At 62.7% G+C, this 20,049-nt stretch carries 11 protein-coding genes and 2 tRNA genes; 5 read left to right on the forward strand and 8 right to left on the reverse strand.

Features of this window, described 5'->3' with window-relative positions; translation table 11 throughout:
• Positions 1-69 precede the first annotated feature (69 nt).
• Entirely contained in the window at positions 70-6,573 is a 6,504-nt protein-coding gene (locus ACOX7T_RS09560; RefSeq protein ID WP_433442169.1) for an S-layer homology domain-containing protein, read from the forward strand.
• A gap of 153 nt (positions 6,574-6,726) precedes the next feature.
• Here the strand turns inward: ACOX7T_RS09560 and ACOX7T_RS09565 are convergent, their stop codons facing one another.
• Complete coding sequence (locus tag ACOX7T_RS09565; protein WP_433442171.1) at positions 6,727-7,620, reverse strand: helix-turn-helix domain-containing protein; 894 nt, start codon at positions 7,618-7,620, stop codon at positions 6,727-6,729.
• 197 nt (positions 7,621-7,817) lie between these two features.
• On the opposite strand from ACOX7T_RS09565, the gene ACOX7T_RS09570 reads away from it, so the two are divergent.
• A complete protein-coding gene (locus ACOX7T_RS09570) occupies positions 7,818-8,948 on the forward strand; it encodes a DUF4317 domain-containing protein (protein ID WP_433442173.1) in 1,131 nt (376 codons plus the stop codon).
• Between the two features lie 138 nt (positions 8,949-9,086).
• Here ACOX7T_RS09570 and galT read toward each other — a convergent pair whose 3' ends face one another.
• The 4 genes from galT to ACOX7T_RS09590 all read right to left on the reverse strand — a co-directional run bounded on the left by galT (position 9,087) and on the right by ACOX7T_RS09590 (position 14,142).
• The gene (galT, locus tag ACOX7T_RS09575) at positions 9,087-10,580 is read right to left on the reverse strand and encodes a UDP-glucose--hexose-1-phosphate uridylyltransferase (RefSeq protein ID WP_433442175.1); all 1,494 of its coding nucleotides are present in this window, start codon (positions 10,578-10,580) and stop codon (positions 9,087-9,089) included.
• Positions 10,581-10,612: 32 nt separating this feature from the next.
• Positions 10,613-11,602 (reverse strand): UDP-glucose 4-epimerase GalE, encoded by a 990-nt coding sequence (gene galE / locus ACOX7T_RS09580; protein WP_433442177.1) that lies wholly within the window; start codon positions 11,600-11,602, stop codon positions 10,613-10,615.
• A gap of 35 nt (positions 11,603-11,637) precedes the next feature.
• On the reverse strand, positions 11,638-12,936 hold the full coding sequence (locus ACOX7T_RS09585) for a galactokinase (RefSeq protein ID WP_433442179.1): 1,299 nt from the start codon (positions 12,934-12,936) through the stop codon (positions 11,638-11,640).
• Between the two features lie 165 nt (positions 12,937-13,101).
• The gene (locus ACOX7T_RS09590; RefSeq protein WP_433442181.1) at positions 13,102-14,142 is read right to left on the reverse strand and encodes a LacI family DNA-binding transcriptional regulator; all 1,041 of its coding nucleotides are present in this window, start codon (positions 14,140-14,142) and stop codon (positions 13,102-13,104) included.
• A 362-nt stretch (positions 14,143-14,504) separates the two neighbouring features.
• On the opposite strand from ACOX7T_RS09590, the gene ACOX7T_RS09595 reads away from it, so the two are divergent.
• Positions 14,505-16,145, forward strand: a complete 1,641-nt coding sequence (locus ACOX7T_RS09595; protein ID WP_433442183.1) for a Na/Pi cotransporter family protein — start codon at positions 14,505-14,507, stop codon at positions 16,143-16,145.
• 213 nt (positions 16,146-16,358) lie between these two features.
• Here ACOX7T_RS09595 and ACOX7T_RS09600 read toward each other — a convergent pair whose 3' ends face one another.
• The 3 genes from ACOX7T_RS09600 to ACOX7T_RS09610 form a co-directional block, all read right to left on the reverse strand.
• Complete coding sequence (locus ACOX7T_RS09600; protein ID WP_433442185.1) at positions 16,359-16,823, reverse strand: hypothetical protein; 465 nt, start codon at positions 16,821-16,823, stop codon at positions 16,359-16,361.
• A 172-nt stretch (positions 16,824-16,995) separates the two neighbouring features.
• Positions 16,996-17,086: transfer RNA gene (locus ACOX7T_RS09605), tRNA-Ser, on the reverse strand.
• Between the two features lie 63 nt (positions 17,087-17,149).
• Positions 17,150-17,236, reverse strand: a tRNA-Ser gene (locus ACOX7T_RS09610).
• A gap of 256 nt (positions 17,237-17,492) precedes the next feature.
• Between ACOX7T_RS09610 and ACOX7T_RS09615 the strand changes: the two genes are divergently transcribed.
• Positions 17,493-19,331 (forward strand): TIGR03960 family B12-binding radical SAM protein, encoded by a 1,839-nt coding sequence (locus ACOX7T_RS09615; RefSeq protein WP_433442187.1) that lies wholly within the window; start codon positions 17,493-17,495, stop codon positions 19,329-19,331.
• Positions 19,321-19,992: a TIGR03936 family radical SAM-associated protein gene (locus tag ACOX7T_RS09620; RefSeq protein ID WP_433442189.1), complete on the forward strand. Its 672-nt coding sequence runs from the start codon at positions 19,321-19,323 to the stop codon at positions 19,990-19,992. Before ACOX7T_RS09615 ends, ACOX7T_RS09620 begins: the two co-directional genes overlap by 11 nt.
• Positions 19,993-20,049: the final 57 nt, after the last annotated feature.

Raw genomic sequence — 20,049 nt, forward strand, 5'->3', positions numbered from 1 at the left:
TCCGTCAAACCAAATGAGACGAGCAGTCCGCGCCTGTATGGATCGGACAGTGGGGCCAACGGGTATCTGATGGGCTCCTGTCTGCCCGTGGACGCCGAGTACACCGGCAAGCTGTACAGCGGCTACACCTGCCTGACTCCGGAGGGCTTCCCCATGACGCTCCAGGGCGAGGCGGACGGCAGCACCCAGTACCTGTACTTCAACAAGGGCGTCTTTGCCGATCGTCCCGCGGGAAGCTATGAGCTGCGGGTCTATATGGACGGCAAGGTCCTGGGCAGGAGTACCGTCACCGTGCAGGCGGAGACCAGCCCCATCATTACCCTGAACGATGAGGATGACGCCTGGGGGGATGACAGCGGCGATCCCGTCATGCACGCCGAGGAGGTGCGGATCGAGGGCGTCAACATGGGCGCGTACGGCTATCTGCGCTGGGCCGAGACCCGGGAGGCTCTGGCGGAAGAGCGCTTCCAACCCTATTTTGCAAACCGCTACTACGCACATACCTTTGAGGGTGAGGACGGCCCCCGCACGCTGTATGTGGAGCTTTCCAAGAGCGGAAAGAGCGGCGACAGCGAGAATCTGACCTACACCTTCAACCTGTGGCTGTGTATTGCCAGGGACTACGATGTCCGGGTGCCCGAGCGCGTCCAGGGCGTTCAGTCCGCGGACAGCCAGTACACCATCACCGCCACCACCTCTCTGCCGGCTACCCGGCTGTGGGTGTCCTTCTACGACGCCGACGGCAGGCATGCCAGCCAGCAGATGGGCTATGTGGGTCCCACTGAGGACGGGCGGTACGAATTCAGCCTGACCTTCAACCCCAGGTCCGACTTCTGGGATTCCCAGTCCTATGGCGGCAGCTTTTACTATGAGAACACCCAGTCCATCCGGGTGTTTGCCGTCGACATGAGCAACGAATACCAAGATAACGAAGCGTACCGGGGCGTGGTTATGGGCGAGCCGGTGGAGCGGATTCTGGTGTTCGGCAATCCGGACAATGTGATTCTGCCCCAGTTTGCCAATGGCGGCGTCCTGATCAACCAGACCAGCTATACGCTCTTTGGCTATGCCTCGCCCAACGGCAGCGTCACAATCACCGAGCAGGGCGAGACGCTGGCCACGGCGCAGACCAACGAGTACGGCTATTTCAGCGCAAGCCTGACCGGCCTTTCTGAAGGGTCCCACACCCTGACCGTGGCCGACGACAGCGGAGCCGTGGGCAGCAGGACGGTCTATCTGACGGTGGATACCACCCCGCCCACGGTCAGCGATGTGACCTTCACCTTCCTGGAGGACAATGCCGCCGTGCTCCACTGGACGTGCAGCGACAAGGATGTGGACTATTTCCAGATCTACAAGAATGACGTTCCTCTGGGCAGGGCAGAGGCCGGCTCCACCTCCTACAATGTGGCGGCGTCGGCGGACGACGGCAACCGCTTTACCATTGAGGCGGTGGACCTGGCGGGCAACAAGTCCCAGAAGACCGTCTCCACTGCCGACCAGGAGCCGCCCACCGCGCCGGAGTCCCTGACGGTCACCGGCCGCACCACCACCACCGTGACCCTGAGCTGGACGGCAGGTACCGATAATATGGGTGTGGCGGGCTACAATGTCCTGATGAACGGCGAACTGGTGGAGCAGCTGACCGGCGACAATACCACTTATACGGTCACCGGTCTGCAGCATAAAACGAAATACACCTTTACCGTGCAGACCCGGGACAAGGCGGGCAACACCTCGGTCAACTCTCCCGCCGCAGAGACCAGCACCGCGGAGCTGAGCATTGCCGACGATCTCCAGAGCAGCTACACGGTCCGGGGAAGCGGCGCTGTGATGTCCATTCCTCTGACGGTGACCGCGGTCTCCGACGTGGAGGAATACACGCCCACCCTGCAGCAGGTGACCCTTCAGTATCAGACCGGCGGCGAGACCCCCGGTATCTGGCAGAACGGCGACCTGACGGTGGATTACAGCGGCGACCGGGCCACGGTCACATGGGCCGCGCCGGTGGACGCGGACCATCTCCCCATACAGTACAATGTCCGCATGAGTATCACCGACAGCGAGGGCGCCCATGCCATGGGCCAGACCAGAACGGTGAATCTCGTGGAGGGCCGCGTGACCTTTACGGTGGAGGACAGCAATACCATCGCCCCCATCTCCGGCGCCGCGGTGGCCCTCTATCAGGACGGCGCGCTGAAGGCATCGGCCACCACGGACCAGCGGGGCGTGGCCAAGCTGGATGTGCCCGACGGTACTTACAGCGTAATGGTTCTGGCCGACGGCTATCAGCCCCGCCGGATTCCCAATCTGGCCATCTCGGAGAACAAAAAGACCTTCACCATCCCCATGAGCACCGAGGATATTCTCCAGGTGGAGACCACCGTCAAGGAGATGACCTATGACGACATGGTGGCGGCCGGCATCGACCCCAACGCCCCCGGCAACAGCCATGTGTTTGAGAGCACGGTGATTCTGGACTTTGTGGAGGTGAAATACTACTACAACGACGACGGCCAGGTGGTCAAGGGCGACCCGGCTCCCTTTGAGGACGGCGTCCTCTATCCCGTGGCCAAGGATATCTTCCTGATTGTACCCTCCCGGGTCACCTGGCTCAAGGAGATGTTCGACGTCCAGCTGCTGGTGACCAACACCTCCGCCATGGAGACTGTGGAGAACTGCACCGCCCAGCTGAACCTGCCTGCCGGCCTGTCCCTGGCCGACATGATGGAGGGACAGCAGTCCGCCACGGTGGAGCTGGGCGACATCGCCCCCTCCGGCGCGGCCGTCCACCACTGGTATGTGCGGGGCGATACCGAAGGCGACTACACCCTGAGCGGAACCGTCACCGGCACCCGTACCTCCGAGGACGTTGAGGAGCCCATGGCGGTTGGCTTCACCACCAGAGACCCCATCAGCGTTCTGGCCGGCGACGCCATGAAGATGACCATCACGGCGGAAAGGACTGCCGTCACCGGTCAGCCCTACCGGATGCGCTATGAACTGCGCAATGTGTCCGGCAAGTCCCTCTACAACGTGAACTTTGAGGTGTTCGGCGGTACCTTCCGCCAGGCCTATACCATCGACGAGGTCCTGGCCTCCTACGACCTGAAGGGCCCCTTCCAGCCGGACGCCGGTACCGGTGCGCTGAAAAACGGCTTTACCCTCAGCGCCCAGGAGTTCAAACCCACCGAGGTTCTGGCCGGTACCTTTACCATCACCTTTGCCGAAGGACTGGACCTGTCCGACGGCATCGAGTACATGCTCAAGCGGGTGTTCCTGTTCACCGGCGCGGGCAGCACCACGGAGATTCCCGTGGAAATCAAACTGGTGGACAGCCTGGATGACGCCCATACCCATGAGTACGACAAGGGCGTTGTGACCAAGGAGGCCACCTGTACGGAAAAGGGCGTCATGACCTACACCTGTACGGTGGAAGGCTGCAAGGACACCCTGACTGTTGAGATTCCCGCTCTGGGCCACGATATGGGGGAGTGGACCATCACCAAGGAGGCCGCCTGTACGGAGACCGGCACCGCCGAGAGCAAGTGCACCAGATGCGATTACACCGAATCCATGACCCTGAGCGTGCTGGGCCACAGCTTCTCCGAGGATTGGACAACGGATGTGGAGCCCACCTGTACCGAGGCCGGTTCCAAGTCCCACCACTGCACCCGCTGTGACGCCAAGACCGACGTGACCGAAATCCCTGCCACCGGACACACCTCCACGGAGAGTGACTGCACCAAGGACGATATCTGCTCTGTCTGTCACCAGGTGATCCGCAAGGCCGGTCAGCACGTCTGGGGTGAGCCGGACGTCACCAAGGAGGCCACCTGTACCGAGGCAGGCTCCCAGACGCTCACCTGTACCAGCTGCGGCGCCCAGGAGATTCAGGAGATTCCCGCCCTGAACCACGACTATCAGGATACTGTCACCCAGCCCACCTGCACCGAGCAGGGCTATACCACCCATACCTGTTCCCGCTGTGATGACAGCTATGTGGACGCCTATGTAGACCTTCTGGGCCACGACTGGGGCGAGTGGGAGGTCACCAAGCCCGCCACCGAAACCGAGGACGGCTCCCAGACCCGCACCTGCAAGCGCTGCGGCGCCACCGAGACCGAGACCATCTCCAAGTGGCCCAAGCAGGAGCTTTGGATTCCTGCGTCCTCCGTCACAAGAACCTACGGTTCGGAGGATGTGTACAACGAGGCCAAGAACCTGTCTGAGAGCGGCGGCGCGCTGACCTATACCAGCGCCGATCCCGGCGTGGCGGTGGTGGATGCAGCCAGCGGCAGGGTCACCATCAAGGGCGCCGGTACCACCACCATCACCGTCACGGCGGCCACTGTGCCCGGCAAATACGCCCAGACCTCCGTCAGCTACGAGCTGATCATCAACAAGGCACCGCTCACCATCCGTGCCGACGATGCCGCCGTGGTCTATGGCCAGGCCGCCCCTGCCTTTGGCTGGACAGCTGAAGGCTGGCAGTATGAGGAAGATGAGAGTGTCCTCACCGGCCAGGCCGTATATGACTGCGGCTATCAGGCCCTGGATGCTGTGGGCGCGTATCCCATCGCAGTTTCCGGCCTGACGTCCAAAAACTACGACATTACCTTTGAAAACGGCACGCTGACGGTCTCCAGGGCGGAAGACTACACCATCACCCTGGGCAATCTGGAGCAGCTGGCGGGCCATACCTCGGCTGTCACCGCTGCCGTTACCCCCTATGACAACACGGCCGTGATTTCCGTGGAGTACCTGGTGGACGAGGTGTGGACCGATACCGTTCCCTCTGAGGCCGGCACCTACTCCGTCCGGGCGGCTCTGACCGCAAGCAGCAACCTGGCGGCAGATCCCGCGGACTACACCGAGGGCACACTGACGGTCAAGCAGGGCGTGACCGTGGACACCGGCGACGGAACGGAAAACGTGGACGTGGCGGTGGATGTGGAGGACGGAACCGCTCATATCACCATTCCGGAAGACGATATTGCCAAGATTGCCGGGAATGCCAACGGAACGGTGTCCATCGACCTGGGCGGCGCATCCGGTGTGGATGAGCTGGTGCTGCCCGGCAGCCTGGTCAGCGAGCTGAGCAAGAGCGAAAACGCCGACGGTCTGACCGTCTCCACCGAGGATGCCTCCATCACCATGAGCGATTCTGTTCTGGACACGGTGGCCGATGCGATCACCAGCGGAGAGGATACCATTTCCGTGGTCCTCAAGAGCGTGGACGAAGCGGACCTGACCGAGGCCCAGAAAGAGGCGCTGGAGAGCATCCCCAATGAGGCCAAGGTGGTGGACGTCTCCATCGTTGTCACCCATCCCGACGGAAGCCGGGATGTGCTCCATGAGCTGGGCGGCGACGTGACCATCACCGTCCCCTATGACCAGGTGCCCGAGATTGTGAACGGCAAGTATGTGGTGGCCTGCCACGTCTCCGACAACGGCGTCATCACCTATCTGTTCGCCACCTGCGATGAAGAAAACCGCACCATCACCTTCACCACCAACCACCTGTCCAACTATGCCGTCTTTGTCAGCGAGAAACCCGCTGTGATTGTCACGGACGGCAGTGGCTCCGGCCTGTATGAGGTGGGCGCCACCGTCACCATCACCGCCGGCAGCAAGAGCGGCTATACCTTCAGCGGCTGGACGGTCGTCTCCGGCGATGTGACCCTTGCCGATGCCAACGCGGCCGAGACCACCTTCACCATGCCCGCCGGTCAGGTGGAGGTGAAGGCCAATTACAGCGTAAACTCTTCCGGCGGCACTGTAACGCCCAGCTATTCCGTCTCCGTGGCAGATACCGAAAACGGAACTGTCACCGCACAGCCCCAGAGAGCCGCCAAGGGTGCTGTCGTGACCCTGACCGTGAAGCCGGACCAGGGTTACAAGCTGGACACGCTGACCGTTACCGACCAGAGCGGCAGAGAAATTCCTGTCGCGGAGCAGGACGGCAAGTACACCTTTACCATGCCCGCCTCCAAGGTTACGGTCAAGGCCACCTTCATCAAGAGCGAGCAGACCGGGGAGACGGTATTTACCGATGTCCCTGCCGGCGCTTACTATGCGGAGGCCGTGAAGTGGGCCGTCGCCCAGGGCGTCACCACCGGCACCGGCGCGGCCACATTCAGCCCCGATATGGCCTGCACCCGTGCTCAGGTGGTCACCTTCCTGTGGCGCGCTGCCGGCAGCCCCGTGGAGGACGATGGGGACATGAGCTTCACCGATGTGCCCGCAGATGCTTACTATACCCAGGCTGTCCGCTGGGCGGTTGCCCAGGGCATCACCACCGGCACCGGCGCTGCCACGTTCAGCCCCGACGCGGTCTGCACCCGCGCACAGATCGCCGTGTTCCTGTACCGGGCAAACGGTTCGAAAGCGCCGGATACCAGGGACAACCCGTTCAGCGACGTGGCGGAGGGCAGCTACTACTATGACGCGGTGCTGTGGGCGGTGGAGAACGGCGTCACCACCGGCACCGGCGCGGCCGCGTTCAGCCCCGATGTGGTCTGCACCCGCGCACAGATTGTCACCTTCCTGTTCCGGGCGATGAGCAAGTAAGCGCAGATGTCCGGAAAATAGCACAAACAGCAGGACGGCGGTTCATTCGAACCGCCGTCCTGCTGTTTGTGGGGAAAACCAATAGAATGGAGCGCCGGCATCCGTGCCGAAGGCGCGCGAATCAGGCGGAAAACGCCCCGGAAGGAGGGAGGCTTACCCGCCGGTCAGCTCCAGCACGGCCCGGATGCTGCCGTCCACACAGTTGTACCAGAAATAGCCGTCGTGCCGCTGGCCGTCCTGGCCGGTGAAGGTGTAGTAAATCAGCATGGACTGGCTGTCCAGCCCCCACTGGAGAAACTGAAAGTCAATGTCCGGCTGTCCATCCGTCTCCGTCCAGCCGTACTGGTTCAGGTCGCTGTTCTGCGCCATGGCCGAGGCCAGTTGGACGGGCAGGTTGTGCTCCGAGCTGTACTCCAGCAAGGCCAGGGCCAGATAGGTCCTGCCGCCGTAGTCCAGGGCCAGGACGTATTTGGAGCTGTCCGGCGCCCACCAGAGCCCCTGGAAGGCGTGGTCGCCGTAGGTGATGAACAGTTTTACGCCGTTGTCGTGCCGGACGATGAGGGACGTGGCGTCCGCCAGCCCAAAGCCGCCGGAGACCAGGTCCTTGCTGTACACTGTGACCTCCTCGCTCCCGTCGGGGGAGGTGCTTCTGGCCACCACAAAGAGCGCGCCGCTCCGCCACAGGGCAGTCCCGCCCAGCACCAGCACCAGGACCACAGCCGCCGTGGCCAGCAGCCACCAGCGCCGGGTGAGCCTGACCCGGCGGCGCACCTGCTGGATGGAGTAGTGGAGCACGTCCCTGGTGCGGGCCTCCTCCTGACTGTCCGCCGCCCTGGCTGTCCGCTCCCCGGCCATCAGGTCCAGGACGGAGCAGCCCAGCGCCTCCGCCAGGGGCTCCAGCAGGGAGATCTCCGGCGCGCACAGACCCCGCTCCCACTTGGACACGGCCCGGTCCGTGATATGGAGCCTGTCCGCCAGCTCCTTCTGGGTCATGCCCCTCTCCTTGCGCAGGTCCCTGATAAATTGTCCGGTTTTCATGTTGTCCATGGCTGTACCTCCTGTGTGCCGGTACCTATATTATAAGGGATGGGCGGGAGAAAAGCACCAAACCAGCGGTTGAGTTTGACGGCCCGGCGACAAAATCCACGTTGCGCCCGGCGGGAAATTCGTTTACAATAATGTCTGCAATGTCTGCCGCGTCCGGTGAGACCGCGGCCTGAAATCCAGACTGGAAGTGGAAAAGCATGAACGAAAAAGAAATCGCGGAAATCCGCCGCCGTTTTCGTCCCGACAAGACCAGCATCACCCATGTGCGGGGCTGCTATGTCAACGAGCTGGGAGAGATTGTGGCCCGGTTCAACCAATCCCTGGCCCTGATGAGCCAGGAGGAGAGCGAGAAATTCCTGGGCATCCTCAAGCGCACCCTGTCGGGCACTTTGGGGAAGAACCTGATGGACATTGAATTCACCACCCGGCAGGTGGCGGAGGGGGAGGAGCACAAGCTGCTCATGGCCCTGCGCAGCTCGGGCCTGAAGGACGAGGAGGCGGTGCAGGCCTTCTTCCAGAAGGTCATCGGCTCCCTGACCATCGAGGGCAACTATCTGATTCTCCTGGCCCACGACGCCTACGACGTCCCCTACCGGGCCAAGGACGGGGAGGAGATGGAGGACAGCTCCGAGCAGGTCTACTCCTACATCCTGTGCAGCGTCTGCCCGGTGAAGCAGACCAAGCCCGCCCTGAGCTACCACGTGCGGGAGAACGAGTTCCGCAACCGGACCGCAGACTGGCTGGTGTCCGCCCCCGAGCTGGGGTTCCTGTTCCCAGCCTTTGACGACCGCAGCACCAACCTCTACAACGCCCTCTACTACAACAAGGACATCAAGGAGAACCACAAGGACTTTGTGGACGCGGTGTTCCGCGCCGAGATTCCCATGCCGGCTGCCGCCCAGAAGGAGACCTTCCAGTCCATCCTGGGGGACGCCCTGGCCGAGGACTGCCGCTTCGACGTGGTGCAGGCGGTGCAGGACCAGCTGTGCGGCCTTATCGAGGAGCACAAGGCCAGCCACGAGGAGGAGCCCCTGGTGGTGTCCAAGGGCACGGTGAAGAGCGTGCTCCGGTCCTGCGGCGTGGCCGACTCCCACGTGGAGGCCTTTGACGCCAAGTACGACGGCGCGTTCGGCGACGACACCAGGCTCAGCCCCCGCAACCTGGTGGACACCCGCCAGCTGGAGGTGCGTACCCCCGACGTGGTCATCAAGGTGGCCCCCGACCGGGGCGACCTGGTGGAGACCCGGGTCATCGACGGCAAGAAGTACATCCTCATCCGAGCTGACGAGGGCGTGGAGGTCAACGGCGTGGGCATCCACATCGACTGACCGGGCTGAAAAACTGTAAGGCAGAATTACATTACATAGGCTGCAATCACAAGCATATATTGAAAAACAAAGCCGCTGGTCACTGTGAAGGGAAAACCTTTACAGTGACCAGCGGCATTTTATCGTTTGACGACCCTCTTACACCTGCTCCAGGAAGCGGAGGAAGGCGGCGCGGCCCTCGTCGGTGCGCTTGTACACACCGGCGTGCTCCAGGACGGTGGCAAAGACCTTGCCGGTCTCCTGCTTGACAATGTCCAGGGCGTTGTCGGCGGTGATGGTGTAGCTGCCCTTGAAGCCCTCGGCCCAGTCAGCGTGCTTGGCGGTGCGCTCGTCGGCGCGCAGGTCGGCGCCGGAGGCCAGGGCGTCGGCCACGGCGGTCAGCTCCTCCTTCAGGCGGGCGGGGAGCACGGCCAGACCCATGACCTCGATGAGGCCGATGTTCTCCTTCTTGATGTGGTGGAGCTCGGCGTGGGGGTGGTACACGCCCAGGGGGTGCTCCTCAGTGGTGATGTTGTTGCGCAGCACCAGGTCCAGCTCATAGCGGCCGTCCCGCATGCGGGCGATGGGGGTGATGGTGTTGTGGGGCACACCCTCGGTCTCGGCGAAGATGAAGGCGGCCTCGTCGGTGTAGCCGCGCCAGGAGGCCAGGATGCGGTCGGCCAGGTCCACCAGCCGCTCCGGGTTGCCGCAGGAGATGCGGATGACCGACATGGGCCACTTGACGATGCCGGCCTTGACGTCGGCAAAGCCGGGGAAGGTGAACTCCTGCTCAATGGGGGCCTTGGCCATGGCGAAGGTGTAGTGGCCGCCCTGGAAGTGGTCGTGGGCCAGGATGGAGCCGCCCACGATGGGCAGGTCGGCGTTGGAGCCCACGAAGTAGTGGGGGAACTGGCCCACAAAGTCCAGCAGCTTGGCGAAGCAGGCCCGGTCAATCTTCATGGGGGTGTGCTCGCTGTTGAGGCAGATGCAGTGCTCGTTGTAGTAGACGTAGGGGGAGTACTGCAGGAACCAGGGGGAGTTGTTGATGGTGATGGGCACGATGCGGTGGTTCTCACGGGCGGGGTGGTTGACCCGGCCGGCGTAGCCCTCGTTCTCGGCGCACAGCTGGCAGCGGGGATAGGCGGAGGCGGGCAGGTTGCGGGCGGCGGCGATGGCCTTGGGGTCCTTCTCCGGCTTGGAGAGGTTGATGGTGATATCCAGGTCGCCGTACTCGGTGGGGGTGACCCACTTCATGTCCTTGGCAATCCGGTCCCGGCGGATGTAGTTGGTGTCCTGGCTGAACTGGTAGTACCAGTCGGTGGCCTTCTGGGGACTCTGGGCGTAGAGGGTCTTGAACTTCTCCACCACCTGGGCGGGGCGGGGGGTGAGACGGCCCATGAGCATGGTGTCGAACAGGTCACGGTAGACCACGGAGTCCTCGGGCAGTACGCCACGGGCGTGGGCGTCGTCCATCAGCTCGCCCAGCACGGCGGCCAGGTCGATGTCCCCGGACACGGGGGTCTCGGGGGCGGTGTAGCTGTCCAGCTTGAGGGCCTCCAGCAGGGTGTTCACGGCCCAGTTCCGCTCGCAGGGCTCAATCAGGCCGGTGCGCTCGGCGTAGGCCACCAGGCTTGCAATGGCGGTGTCGATCATGTCTATCAACCTCACATTTTATTGTTGGCCCGTCAGGCGTTGTAGCCGTTGGGGTGGGCCTTGTGCCAGGCCCAGGCGGTGGAGATGATGGTCTCCAGATTGTCGTACTGGGGCTTCCAGCCCAGAACGGTCTTGGCCTTCTCCGAGGAGGCCACCAGCTGGGCCGGGTCGCCGGCACGGCGGGGGGAGACCACGGCGGGGATGGGGTGGCCGGTCACCTTGCGGGCGCACTCGATGACCTCGTTGACGGTGAAGCCCACGCCGTTGCCCAGGTTGAACACGTTGTTCTCCCCGCCCTGGAGCAGGTAGTCCAGCGCCAGGATGTGGGCCTGGGCCAGGTCGGTGACGTGGATGTAGTCCCGGACGCAGGTGCCGTCCCGGGTGGGATAGTCGTCGCCGAACACGCTCACCGCCTCACGCTGGCCGTTGGGCACCTGGAGGATGATGGGCACCAGATGGGTCTCCGGGTTGTGGGCCTCGCCAATGGCGCCGGAGGGATGGGCGCCGCAGGCGTTGAAGTACCGCAGGGCCACGTACCGCAGGCCGTGGGCGCGGGACACCCAGCTCATCATGTGCTCCATGGCCAGCTTGGTCTCGCCGTAGCAGTTGGTGGGCTGGGTCTTGTCGCCCTCCAGGATGGGCACCTGCTCGGGCTCACCGTAGGTGGCGGCGGTGGAGGAGAAGACAATCTTGTCCACACCGTGGGCCACCATGGAGGCCAGGAGCACCATAGTGCCGCCCAGGTTGTTGTCGTAGTACTTGAGGGGGTCGCTCATGCTTTCGCCCACCTGGGAGGAGGCGGCGAAGTGGATGACGCCCTCGATGTTCTCCTTCTCGAACAGGGCGTCCATGGCGGCGCGGTCCCGGATGTCCGCCTGATAGAACCGGGCCTTGGGGTGGACCGCCGCCTTGAAGCCGGTCTGCAGGTTATCGGCCACAACCACGTCCCGGCCGGCGTCGATGAGCTCATATACCGTGTGGGAGCCGATGTACCCGGCTCCGCCCAATACCAGAATCGCCATGGAAATTACCTCCTAGTTTTTTGATTGCCTGCGGCTCAGCCCGCCACCAGGCAGCCGCCCTCGGGGCGGATGGACAGCATGTGGCACATATCCTTGCCCAGCAGCTCCTCCATAGCGGAGAGGAAGGCGGGCAGCTTGTCGTTGGGCACGAAGGCCTGGACGGTGCCGGCGAAGCCGCCGCCGTGGACCCGGACGGCGCCGGTGCCCTGGAGCACCTCTTCAGCGGCCCACAGCACCATGGGGATGGCCTGCTGCTTGGGGTCGGAGGGGGCGAAGGTGTTCTGGAGGTACAGGCTGGAGGACATGCCGGAGGCCCGCACCAGGGCCAGGAAGGCGGCGAAGTCGCCCTTCTCCAGGGCCTGGGCCTCCTGCACAGCCCGGCGGTTCTCGTCGAAGAAGTGGATGGCCCGCAGCACCGCCCGGTCGCCCAGAGCCTTGCGCAGCTCGGGGATGGTGGCCCGGAAGGTGGTCTCGTCCACGTCGCGCAGCACTTCCTTGCCGAAGCAGGCGGCCACCGACTTCATCTCGTTGGTGATGGCGGCGTAGGCGTCGGTCAGGTCGGCGTGGTCGGCGCCCGAGTTGATGATGCACAGGGTGTGGCCGGTGGCGGGGAAGTCGAAGTCCACCTTGCGCACCACGGGGGCGGAGGGGTCCTGGAAGTCGATGGACACCACGCCGCCCACGGCGGAGGCGGTCTCGTCCATCAGGCCGCAGGGCTTGCCGAAGAACACGTTCTCGGCGTACTGGCCAATCTGGGCCACCTGGACGGGGGTAAAGACCTGATTGCAGAAGAGCACGTTGAAGATGGTGCCCACCAGCACCTCGTAGGCGGCGGAGGAGGACAGGCCGGACCCGGCGGGCACGGAGGAGCAGACGTAGGCGTCAAAGCCTGCGGGAGCCTGGCCCAGCTCGGTCATCCGGGCGGCCACGCCCCGCACCAGGGAGGCGGAGGTCTCCTTCTCGCTCTCAACGGGGGAGAGATTGGACAGGTCCACCGTCAGTACCGGGTAGCCCTCCGAGTGGATGCGCACCTGATTGGTGCCGTTGGGGGCGGCTACGGACAGCATGTCCATGTTCACGCTGGCGGCCAGCACGCAGCCGTGCTGGTGGTCGGTGTGGTTGCCGCCCAGCTCGGTGCGGCCGGGGCTGCTGAACAGGGCCACCTGGACGTCGTCCCCGGCTGAGAAGAGCTCCTGGTAGCGCTTCACGGCCTCAATGGCCCGGGCGCGGACGGCCTCCAGTTTTTCGCCGCCATTGCAGCAGTACAGGTGATTGAGTCGCTCGTCCCAGGTGCCGCCGGAGAGCTGATCCATCAGAGTTTTACAGGAAAGCATGTGCAATCACTCCCAAATCAAATTATGGTGATGCCTTATCGTGCCTTTAGTATATTTAATTTTTACTAAAAATTCAACTGCAATATTTGCCCTTTCCGCAAGTTCAGCGTTCCACACAAAAACAGACGGCCCAATTGTGCAGAAAAGCAAAGAAGGGGGCAGAATTTACCTTGAAACAGGGGCTGCGGTGCTCTCGCGGACGGCCAGGGTGGGGGGGACCACCACCTTCTGGGGCAGGGTACGCACCGGGCGGCCCGCCACGGAGGAGCAGCGCTCCCCCAGCAGGCCCACGGCGGTGCGGGCCATCTCGTCGGCGTGGGTGGACACCGAGGTGAGGGGCGGGGTCATGAGCTGGGACAGGGGGGTGTCGTTGAAGGAGACCAGGGACACGTCTCCGGGCACCGACAGCCCTCTGGCCTCCAGGGCACGGCTGGCGCCCATGGCGTTCTCCTCGTTGGCGGCCAGGAAGGCGGTGGGCGGATTGGGGCACCGGTCCAGGAAGGCGGACATGGCTGCCGCCGTGGCCCGGCTCTCCATGGGGGCCTCCACCAGCAGGGAGGGGTCCAGCAGGCCCCGCTCCTCCATCATGGACATAAAGCAGCTCCGCCGCACCTCGGGGGCAGGCTCCTTGCAGTCCCCCAGCTTCTCCGCCGGGCCGATGAAGCCAATGCGGGTGTGGCCCAGGGAGAGGAGATGGTCCAGGGCCAGGCGGATGCCCAGGGCATAGTTGAGCACCACCGAGTCAAAACGGGCCTCATCGGGGGAGGAGTCCAGAAACACCAGGTTGGGGTGAATGGCGGCCAGAGCCGCCTGCTGTTCCCGGGTGAAAATTCCGATGGCGATGATGCCGTCCAGCGCGGCGCCCTCCGGCGGGGCAAAGTCCTCCTCGCCGCGCCGTTCCAGCGGGAGAAAGGCGTACTTGCGCTCCCCGCACGCCTGCTCCACAAAATTGCGCAGATAGAGGTAATAGGGGTCGGCCAGCTGCTGCTCGGGCGTGAGCATTTCTGCCACGCCCACCCGCAGCAGTACCTTGGGCGTCCGTCCCCGGCGGCTGCGGGTGGCGGCATAATCCAGACGCCCCGCCTCCTCCAGCACCCGCTTTCTTGCCTCATCGCTGACCGCAAGCGACGGATCCCCCGTCAGAATCCGGGAGATGGTGGCAGGGGAGTAGCCCGTGCGGTCAGAGAGCTCTTTCAGCGTTGCCATAGCGGTCCTCCTTTTTTTAGTAAAAAAATTGTACCACAGTTTCAACAAAGACACAAGAAGGAAGCACAGAGAAAATAGGAGTTTTGCAGCGAGAATGTAAAACTATTGTAAAGTCTATTGACGCTGGATTTTACAATTTGATATACTTTACCCGTATCGTCTGATGAACATGATTTAAGAGAGGGTTATGCACATGATGGATGACGCCGCGTGCTGGCGCCTGCATCAGCTGCCGGACAGAATAAGAGAAATCTGAGAGTATGACCTGCGTTCCGGGCTTCCGGGAGGCGGGCTGTACTCTTTTTTCTTTTTGTCGAAACCGGCGGAAAAAGAACTGTGTGTAAGGAGTAAGGAGAAAGAGAATGAAAATTACCGACATATTGAGTCTGTTGGGCGGTCTGGCCCTGTTCCTCCACGGAATGCAGATGATGAGCTCCGGCCTGGAGGCCGCCGCGGGCAACCGCATGAAGAGCATCCTGGAGAAGCTCACCTCCAACCGCCTGCTGGGCGTGCTGGTGGGCGCGGTCATCACCGCCGTCATCCAGTCCTCCTCCGCCACCACGGTCATGGTGGTGGGCTTCGTCAACTCGGGCATGATGAACCTGCGCCAGGCCGTGTGGATTATCATGGGCGCCAACATCGGCACCACCATCACCGGTCAGCTCATCGCCCTGGACGTAGGCGTACTGGCCCCGCTGCTCGCTTTCCTCGGCATTGCGCCCATGGTGTTCATGAAAAATCCAAAAGTCCACCACATCGGCAGCATCCTGGCCGGTCTGGGCATCCTGTTCATCGGCATGGACATGATGAGCGCCGCCATGGAGCCCCTGCGGGATTCCCAGACCTTTATTAACCTGGTGTCCACTTTCTCCAACCCCCTGGTGGGCATTCTCACCGGCGCCATTTTCACCGCCATCATCCAGTCCTCCTCTGCGTCGGTGGGCATCCTTCAGGCCTTGGCCATGAGCGGCGTGGTGACACTGCCTACGGCTGTGTATGTCCTTTTCGGCCAGAACATCGGTACCTGCATCACCGCCGTGCTGGCCGCCATCGGCACCAGCCGCAATGCCAAGCGCACCACCGTTATCCATCTCTCCTTTAATATTATCGGTACTATCATCTTCACCATTGCCTGTATGTCTACACCTCTGACCCGCTTTGTCGCGAACCTGACGCCGGACAATGCTGCCGCCCAGATTGCCAACATGCACACCCTCTTCAACGTGGTCACCACCCTGCTGCTCCTGCCTGTGGGCGGTCATCTGGTCAACCTGGCCATGCACATCCTTCCCGACCGGAAGGAGGAGAAGGAGGAGGGTATGCACCTGCAGTACCTCAAGCCCATCACCGTGGACAAGGACCGCTCCATCGCCATCGGTACCTCCGCTATCTACCTCAACCAGATCCGCAGCGAGCTCCACCGCATGCTGGGCAAGGCCCGGGGCAATATCGACCTGGCCTTCCAGGCTGTGCTGGAGGTCAAGCCTGAGCTGCTGGAAAAGGCCGAGGAGACCGAGACCTATATCGACTACCTGAACAAGGAGATCTCCCAGTATATCTCCAAGGTCATCGCCCACGAGACCAATGAGACCGACTCCGCCGCCGTGTCCGCCTACTTCAAGATTACCGGCAACATCGAGCGCATCGGCGACCACGCCGTGAATATCTGTGAGTACAGCACCATGATGGAGAAGAAGGGCATCCATTTCTCCGAGGGCGCCAAGGACGAGCTGCGGGAGATGCGGGACGTGTGCCTGGAGGCGCTGGACACCCTGGCCGCCGACGCCGACGTGTCCCAGGGCTGGCTCAGCTCCATGGAAAAGCTGGAGCAGCGCATTGACGACATGACCGCAGAGTTCCGTCAGAACCAGCTGGACCGCATGAAGAGCGGCTCCTGCTCCGACGAGGCCTGCATCCTCTTCTCCGAGCTGCTCACCGACTTTGAGCGTATCGGCGACCACGCCCTGAACATCGCCCAGGAGCGCACCGCCGCCGCACGGTAATACAGCTTTCCGCGCCCCACATGGGTGGGGATGTACCGTCGTAATTGATGTGAAAGTAACCTTCCGTACCGCAAACCCCACAGGAGTGGGGACAACCTGTTCCGTGCCCCTCAGCCGGGCATGGAGCAGACACACAAAAAACAGTCCGGCCCAGTCCCGAAAGGGACCGGGCCGGATTTTTTTGCTGTGGGCGGCGGAGACATGGGGCGTCCGTCACCTGGGCGGATGGCATTTGGAGCAGGGGGTATAGCCGCTGGCTTTGGCCTCCTCAAGAGAGATGGGAATCTGGCTCCTGCTGAGGTACTGGCACCCGTCCGAGTGGTACTTCTCACCGGTCCTGGTGACATAGACCACTACCTCCACCGGCTCCTCCGAGAGGGTCGTGACAGGGGATTCCGAGACCGGAGCTGTGCTGGGAGAGGGCTCCGGGACCGGGCCGGAAGGAGTGGGAGAGGGATCCGGCGCCGGGGCAGAAGGACTGGGGGAGACGTCTGACTGGAGCGGAGACGGGTCGGGCTGGTCTGGAGTCAGGGCAGGGGTGCCGGTGGACTGCACCTGGACGGCGGACGGACCGGCGGGAGACGCGCTGGGGGAGACGGAGACGGTACCGGCAGCGCAGGAACAGAGCAGCACCAGGGAGACGAGCAGGGGGAGAAGGCGCTTTTTGATGGAATCCATAGAAAACCCTCCTTTTTCCATGCCTCCAGTATAGAGAATATAGGGGGCGAGGAAGGTCGAAAAGGGACGAAGCACCCGGAAGGACGACAGAACAGGAGAGCGGTGAGGAAATAAATGGACGGAATAAAAAAGAAAAAACCCGAAGTCCTTGAAATCAAAGACTTCGGGTTTTTGGCGCAGAAGGAGGGATTTGAACCCTCGCACGGTTTTACCCGCCTACTCCCTTAGCAGGGGAGCCCCTTCGGCCACTTGGGTACTTCTGCGTATCGGCCGGGATGCGCATGTGCATCTTACAACTCTCTTGTCCATTTTTCGAAGAGAAAAAATGGCGGAGAGAGTGGGATTCGAACCCACGGCTCTTGCGAGTCACCGGTTTTCAAGACCGGCTCCTTAAACCACTCGGACATCTCTCCACGCCCGGGTTCCAATCAGATGCGAAAAGAATAATATCACATCCTGGTCGGCTTGTCAACTACAAAATTGCAAAATGAGAAAAAAGAGGGGAGCCAGGTGTGGGCGGTGAGCTCCGGCAGGAGGAAGAAACCACCAAAAAGGGTGCTGGGCGGCGAAATAAGTTTGAAAAAGCAGAAAATGGACTTGCCAAGCGCACATATAAAGGGTAGAATATAACGGTTAACGAAAAATGGAACGGACTGACGGGGGTTTGTCATGAATCGTAGTCTGGAACGCATCCTGCCCAGGGTGCAGAAGCCTGCCCGGTACACGGGCGGAGAATACAACGCGGTGGTCAAGGACCGGCGGAAGGTGGAGGTGCGGTATGCCCTCTGCTTCCCGGATACCTATGAAATCGGCATGTCCAATCTGGGTGTGCGCATCCTCTACGGCGTGATGAACAACCTGCCCTGGTGCTGGTGTGAGCGGGTGTTCGCCCCCTGGGGGGACATGGAGGAGGAGATGCGCGCCGAGGGCCTGCCTCTCTACGGCCTGGAGAGCGGCGACTCCATCGCGGATTTTGACCTCATCGGCTTCTCGCTGGGCTACGAGATGGCCTACACCAACGTGCTTAATATGCTGGACCTGGCCGGTCTGCCCGTGCGGGCGGAGGAGCGGCATGCGCTGTCTCCTATTATCGTAGCGGGCGGCACCTGCGCCTTCAACCCGGAGCCGCTGGCCCCCTTTGTGGACATCTTCTCCCTGGGCGAGGGTGAGGACGTGTCGGTGGAGCTGCTGGAGCTGTACCGCAAGGCCAAGAGCGAGGGCTGGGAGAAGGAGGAGTTCCTTCTGGCCGCGGCCAAGATTCCCGGGCTGTACGTGCCCTCCCTCTATGATATCTCTTACCATGAGGACGGCACTGTGGCGGCCATCACGCCCCGGGACGGCGCGCCCGAGGTGGTGACCAAGCGGATTGTCCAGGACTTTAACAAGTCCTATTTCCCGGTCAAGACCATCGTGCCCTCCACTGAGATCACCCAGGACAAGGTGACTCTGGAGGTGTTCCGCGGCTGTATCCGCGGCTGCCGGTTCTGTCAGGCGGGGTACGCCTACCGGCCCGTCCGGTCCCGCGACCCGGAGCTGCTGGTGAAGTACGGCATTGAGGCCTGCAAGGACTCGGGCTACCAGGAGATGACCCTGTCGTCCCTGTCCACCAGCGACTACCGCCACCTGCTCAAGCTGTGCGACGGGCTGCTGGAGTGGTGCGAGCCGGAGAAGGTGAGCCTGGCGCTGCCCTCCCTGCGGGCGGACAACTTCTCCATGAACCTGATGCACCGCCTTCAGCACGGCAAGAAGTCCGGACTGACCTTTGCGCCCGAGGCGGGTACCCAGCGCCTGCGGGACGCCATCAATAAGAACGTCACCGAGGAGGACCTGCTCCAGTCCTGCCGTACCGCCTTCTCAGGCGGCTGGTCGTCGGTGAAGCTGTACTTCATGCTGGGCCTGCCCACCGAGACCGACGAGGACGTGCTGGGCATTGCCGACCTGGCGGAGAAGGTGTATCAGGCCTGGCGTGAGACCACGCCGGAGCCCCGCCGCGGCGTGCGGATTACGGTCTCCACCTCCTTCTTTGTGCCCAAGCCCCACACCGCCTTCCAGTGGGAGGCGCAGATCTCCATGGAGGAGTACCAGCGGCGGGTGAAGCTGCTGCGGGACAACATGCGGGGCCGTTCCATCAGCTACAACTGGCACGACCCGGACACCAGCGTGCTGGAGGCGGTGTTTGCCCGGGGTGACCGCCGTGTGGCCGACGTCATCGAGGAGGCCTGGCGGAACGGGGCCAAGTTCGACTCCTGGAGCGAGTACTTTGACTTCCAGCGCTGGCAGGACGCCTTTGCCGCCTGCGGATTGTCCATGGACTTCTACGCCACCCGCCAGCGGGACAAGGACGAGATTCTGCCCTGGGACATGATCTCCACCGGCGTGCGCAAGCCCTTCCTGTGGCGTGAGCGGGAGCAGTGCTACCAGAACAGGATTACCCCCGACTGCCGGAAGCAGTGCACCGGCTGCGGGGCGGACAAGCTCTATCCGGGAGGTAAGTGCGATGCGGAATAGTAACCGGCTGCGTTTTTCCAAGACCGGGCGGGCCAAGTACATCTCCCACCTGGACCTGATGCGCACCTTCCAGCGGGCCTTCCTCCGTGCCGGGATTGAGATCACCCACACCGAGGGCTTCAATCCCCACGCCTTTGTGTCCATTCCGCTGCCTCTGTCCGTGGGCTTTTCCAGCCAGTGCGAGGTGCTGGAGTTTGAGCTGCGGGGCGGCGCGGAGCTCTCCCAGGTGCCCGGGCGGATGAACGCGGTGCTGCCCGAGGGAATTATGGTGCAGAAGTGCTACGAGGCGGCCAAGCCTGTGAAGGCCCTGACCTACGTCAACTACATCGTCACCCTGGAGTACGAGAACGGCGCGCCCTTTGGGGCGGAGACCGCCATCCGGGACCTGCTGAGCCGGGAGAGCCTGGTGGTGATCAAGAAGTCCAAGAAGGCCAAGAGCGGCCAGGTGGAGGTGGACCTGATTCCCCTCATCGCCAAGTTCACCGTGGAGGGACGGCGGGACACCATCGCCCTGGACCTCATCATCCGGGCCCAGAACCCGGGCTTGAACCCGGAGCTGATTGTGTCTGCCATCCGGGAGCACTGCCCCGAGGCATCTCCGGACTATGTGGCCTTCCACCGGAAGGACGTGCTGGACGCCCAGTTCCAGCCCTGGGAATAACCATAATATAAAAGGAGAGGTCTCCGCTGTGTGCGGAGACCTCTTTTTTAATGCCCG

Source organism: Pseudoflavonifractor sp. (assembly GCF_050943825.1).
Lineage (GTDB): Bacteria > Bacillota > Clostridia > Oscillospirales > Oscillospiraceae > Pseudoflavonifractor.